At 72.0% G+C, this 4863-nt stretch carries 3 protein-coding genes and 1 pseudogene; 2 read left to right on the forward strand and 2 right to left on the reverse strand.

The features are described 5' to 3' along the window. A pseudogene (locus FNH05_RS32265) lies at positions 1-226 on the reverse strand (IS1634 family transposase); the annotation flags it as partial. A 187-nt stretch (positions 227-413) separates the two neighbouring features. Here FNH05_RS32265 and FNH05_RS32270 point away from each other — a divergent pair. Then, the gene (locus FNH05_RS32270; RefSeq protein WP_246128070.1) at positions 414-2960 is read left to right on the forward strand and encodes a bifunctional FO biosynthesis protein CofGH; all 2547 of its coding nucleotides are present in this window, start codon (positions 414-416) and stop codon (positions 2958-2960) included. 133 nt (positions 2961-3093) lie between these two features. On the opposite strand, the gene FNH05_RS32275 is transcribed toward FNH05_RS32270, so the two are convergent. Continuing rightward, the gene (locus tag FNH05_RS32275; RefSeq protein ID WP_144592632.1) at positions 3094-3810 is read right to left on the reverse strand and encodes a hypothetical protein; all 717 of its coding nucleotides are present in this window, start codon (positions 3808-3810) and stop codon (positions 3094-3096) included. Between the two features lie 194 nt (positions 3811-4004). On the opposite strand from FNH05_RS32275, the gene FNH05_RS32280 reads away from it, so the two are divergent. Further along, positions 4005-4863, forward strand: an 859-nt coding sequence (locus FNH05_RS32280) for a sigma-54-dependent transcriptional regulator family protein (protein WP_483964240.1), incomplete at its 3' end; no start/stop codon positions are given.

Genomic DNA, 4863 nt, shown 5'->3' on the forward strand with positions numbered 1-4863 from the left:
GCCGCTCCAGTGTCGCCCAGACCGCGGCGACAGCACCGAAGGCGAGATGCCTGCTGTCGGCGGGGACCGTGGGCGCGCTGCCTCCCCCGTCGAACGCGGCCGCGATGTCGTCGGCCGAACCGAGGTAGCGCTGGGCGACGATCCTGGGCCTGCCCTCCACCCGGGCCGGCTCCACCAGGTAGTAGTAGGTCCGCCCGTTGATCCGCTTGCCGACCACCGATGCCACACTTTAGGTAATACCCGCGCGCGAGCGTCACGGCAACGCGATCAGCGCCACTGAGCTGCGGAAACCTCCTCGCCGCCGCACCGGCGAAAGGGATCACCGGCTCGGTCGTGGAGAACCGGACCGGGGCGCACCTACCGTTTTGCTCATGGCATCCGCTGCTGAGCAGGACCGTCCGACCCCGTCGGCGATGCGGCGCGCGCTCGCCCGCGCCCGCGACGGCAAGACCCTCGACATCGCCGAGGCGACCGTGCTGCTGCACGCCCGCGACGAAGACCTCGAAGCACTCTCCGTGCACGCCTCCCGCATCCGCGACGCCGGGCTCGCCGCCGCCGGCCGCGAGGGTGTGATCACCTACAGCCGCAAGGTGTTCATCCCGCTGACCAGGCTGTGCCGGGACCGCTGCGGCTACTGCACCTTCGCCACCGTTCCGGGCAAAGTGGACGCTCCGTTCCTGTCCCCCGACGAGGTGCTCGCGATCGCCCGCGAGGGTGCGGCGATGGGCTGCAAGGAGGCCCTGTTCACCCTCGGCGACCGCCCCGAGGACCGGTGGAAGGCCGCGCGCGAGTGGCTCGACGCGCACGGCTACGACGACACGCTCTCCTACGTGCGGGCGATGGCGATCCTGGTGCTGGAGGAGACCGGTCTGCTCCCGCACCTGAATCCCGGTGTGCTCGGCTGGCAGGACTTCCAGCGGCTCAAGCCCGTCGCGCCGTCCATGGGCATGATGCTGGAGACCACCGCGACCCGTCTGTTCACCGAGCGCGGCGGCCCGCACTACGGCTCGCCCGACAAGGACCCGGCGGTCCGGCTGCGGGTCCTCGAAGACGCCGGACGCAGCGCGGTGCCGTTCACCACCGGGATCCTGATCGGCATCGGCGAAACGCACACCGAACGCGCGGACGCGCTGTTCGCGATCCGCAAGGCGGCCCGCGCCTACGGCGGGATCCAGGAAGTCATCGTGCAGAACTTCCGCGCGAAGCCGGACACGAAGATGCGCGCGACACCCGACGCGGACCTGCGGGAACTGGCCGCCACGATCGCCGTCGCGCGGCTGGTGCTGGGGCCGAAGACGCGCATCCAGGCACCACCGAACCTGATCGGCAGCCAGTACGAGCTGATGCTCAAGGCCGGGATCGACGACTGGGGCGGGGTTTCGCCGCTCACGCCGGACCACGTGAACCCGGAACGCGCCTGGCCGCAGATCGACGAGCTGGCCCGGCAGACCGCCGCCGCCGGATTCGAGCTGCGGGAGCGGCTCACCGTCTACCCCGAGTACATCCTCGCCGGGGAGCCGTGGCTCGACCCGCGCGTGACGGGCCACGTGGCGGCGCTGGCCGACCCGGAGACCGGGCTCGCCCGCGACGTGCTGCCGGTGGGCAGGCCGTGGCAGGAGCCCGACGGCGGGTGGCAGGAGCAGGGCCGCACCCAGTTGCACGTCGAAGTGGACACGGTGGGTCGCACGGGCGACCGGCGCAGCGACTTCGACTCGGTGTACGGCGACTGGAACGAGGTCGCCGCGAACGTGCCCACGGCGCCACGCCGGATGGACGCGGACATCGCGGCCGCGCTGCGCCGCGCGGAGGCCGACCCCGCCGGTCTGTCCGATGAGGACGCTCTCGCACTGCTGCACGCCGACGGCGCCGAGCTCGACGCGCTGGCGGAGATCGCCGACGGGCTGCGCCGGGACGCGGTCGGCGACGACGTGACCTTCGTGGTCACACGGAACATCAATTTCACCAACGTCTGCTACACCGGCTGCCGGTTCTGCGCCTTCGCGCAGCGCCGCACCGACGCCGACGCCTACACCCTGTCCCTGTCCCAGGTCGGCGACCGCGTGGACCAGGCATGGGAGGCGGGCGCGACGGAGATCTGCATGCAGGGCGGCATCCACCCGGATCTGCCCGGCACCGCGTACTTCGACCTGGCTCGCGAGGTCAAACGACGGCAGCCGGACATCCACCTGCACTCCTACAGCCCGATGGAGGTCGTCAACGGCGCCTCGCGGACCAACCTGTCCATTCGCGACTGGCTGGCGCGGGCCAAGGAGTCCGGAGTGGACTCCCTGCCCGGCACGGCCGCCGAGATCCTCGACGACGACGTACGCTGGGTGCTCACCAAGGGCAAGCTGCCCACCTCCAGCTGGGTCGAGGTGATCACCACCGCGCACGAACTGGGCATCCCGACGACCTCGACGATGATGTACGGGCACGTCGACACCCCGGCCCACTGGGTGGGGCACCTCAAGCTGATCGCGAACCTGCAGCGCCGGGCACTGGAACGCGACGGCCGCCGCGGATTCACCGAGTTCGTGCTGCTGCCGTTCATCCACCAGAACGCGCCGATCTACCTGGCGGGGCTCGCCCGCCCCGGCACGACGGTGCGGGAGAACCGTGCCGTCCACGCGCTGGCCCGGCTGCTACTGCACGGTCTGATCGACAACATCCAGTGCTCGTGGGTCAAACTCGGCGAAGAGACCTGCCGCGCGGTGCTGCGGGGCGGGGTGAACGACCTCGGCGGCACCTTGATGGAGGAGACGATCAGCCGCATGGCGGGCGCCGCCAACGGCTCGTACAAGACCATCAGCGAACTGGAGGCGATGGTGGCCCCGCTCGGGAGGCCACTGCGGCAGCGCACCACTCTCTACGGCACCCCGAGCCCGGAGCGGGTCGCGGCCGCGCGGGCGAGCGACGGAGTCGCGCAGGCCGTGCGCAACCCCCTGCCCATCGTCTCGTAGGCCGCACCGGCCAGGCGTTGGCCGAGTGCCGTGAAGGGTCCCTTCACAGCCGAATCGACTGTGAAGGGACCCTTCACGGCCAACACTCACGCGACTTGCACCACGGCCAACGGCCGCGCGTGCCGGGGGCTGGTCAGGTCCGGGGGGCGATCCACAGTGCCGAGGAGTGGGCGAGCAGTGTGCCGTCGGCCGAGTACAGCGCGGAGCCGCCGAAGTACTTGCGGCCTTCGTGGCCGCTGAGCCACCCCGCACACACCACGGGCTCCCCGGCGGGGACGGGCGCGAGCAGCCAGGACGACATGCGGCCGAGCAGCATCGACGGCAGGCCGTCGAGCAGCATGGCGGCCAGCCCGCTCGGGCAGTCCAGCGCGGCCCACACGAACTCCGTGGTCACCGCGCCGTCCGCCCCGGCGAGATCGGGCGCCGGGGTCCACACGTCGGCGACGAGATCGGTGCCGGGCACGGGGCCGGGGATGATCCGCAGCCCGTCCCCGGGCTCCCGGCCGCAACCGCAGGCGAAACAGGTCGGGAACGGGTGGCGTGCCGCGCTCCGCAGCGGACTGGCCTCACCGCACTTCGCCGCCAGTTCCAGCTCGGGCGGCTCCGGGACGGCCACCGGCTCCGCTCCGGCGTGCCGGGCCTCACCGATGAGGCCGGAGTCGTCGGTGAGCGCCACCGAACCGTCTTCCGCGCGCGCCAGGCGCAGCGGGACGCCCAGCGGCGGCGGCCGCCGCAAGGTCACCTCGGCGGGGCCGTCGACGGCCCTGGCCAGCAGGCCGGCGACGTAGCCGCCGTGCCCCGAGGCGGCGGGCCCGTTGAACCTGGGGTCGATCACCACGTGCTCACTCATCCCGTGACCGTCGCAAGTGTCCGGTCACCCAGGCAAGCCGCGACCGGTTCCGGGGGGCGAAAATCACAGTCCGTGGTCATTCCCGGCGGCCGGTCGTTCGTTCGTGTGTTGTGCCTTCCGGTCAGGTCACTACGATCGTCGTGACGGTCGCGCGAGGAGGCGGGGCCGGTCACGGGGTGCATGTGGGAGGAGCAGTGACGCTCGGGAGCGTGTTCACCGGCGAGGACGCCTCGCTGCGCCCGGAGATCGCCGTGTCCTGGCGCCGCTCGCGCCTGCACGGGCTGACCCCGGAACTGGACCCGGCCCGCGTCTCGATCACCGAGGTCGACCATTCCAGCCGGCTGATGACGGCGGGCCGTGCCGTGCTCGACGAGCTGAGCAGGCAGCTGGAGGGCACCCAGTTCTGCGTCCTGCTCGCCGACCGCGACTGCCGCATCGTCTACCGCTGGTTCGGCGACCGCCGTCTGCAGCAGCAGGTCGAGGGCATCGGCGCGGTGCTGGGCTCCCAGTTCGGTGAGGGCCGGATCGGCACCAACGCACTGGGCACCCCCTACGAATCCGGCAAGGCGGTGGAGATCCACGGCGGCGAGCACTTCGTCGAGGCGCTCAAGCGTTTCAGCTGTTACGGCCATCCGATCCGCCACCCCCTCACCGGGCGCATCGAGGGCGTCCTCGACATCACCGGCATCGGCGAGATCGGCAACCCGTTGTTCGGCCCGCTGGTCAGCCGCGCGGTGGTCGACATCCAGCAGCGCATCGTCGAGGGTGCCCGGGTGGCCGAACGCCGCCTGTTCCTGGCCTTCCAGGAGGCCACGCACCGCCGCTCCGCCCCGGTCGCCGTGCTCGGCGGCGACCTCGTGCTCGCCAACCGCAGTTGCACCGACCAGCTCCGGCCCGCCGACCCCGCGCTGCTGCGCACCCTGCTGCCGAGGGTCCCGCGGCGCGGCATCCTCAAGACGACCCTGGCCGTGCCCGGCGGCGGAAGCGTCGAGGTGATCGCCGAGCGGGTCGAGGGCACGCCCGACGGCGCGGTGTTCCAGGTGACCCGCCGGG

The organism is Amycolatopsis rhizosphaerae (assembly GCF_007713715.1).
Lineage (GTDB): Bacteria > Actinomycetota > Actinomycetes > Mycobacteriales > Pseudonocardiaceae > Amycolatopsis_E > Amycolatopsis_E rhizosphaerae.

Bases quoted from the DNA above. Each gene is read 5' to 3' on its own strand.
- FNH05_RS32270 (WP_246128070.1), top strand. From the start codon at position 414: ATGCGGCGCGCGCTCGCCCGCGCCCGCGACGGCAAGACCCTCGACATC.
- FNH05_RS32275 (WP_144592632.1), bottom strand. From the start codon at position 3,810: ATGAGTGAGCACGTGGTGATCGACCCCAGGTTCAACGGGCCCGCCGCC.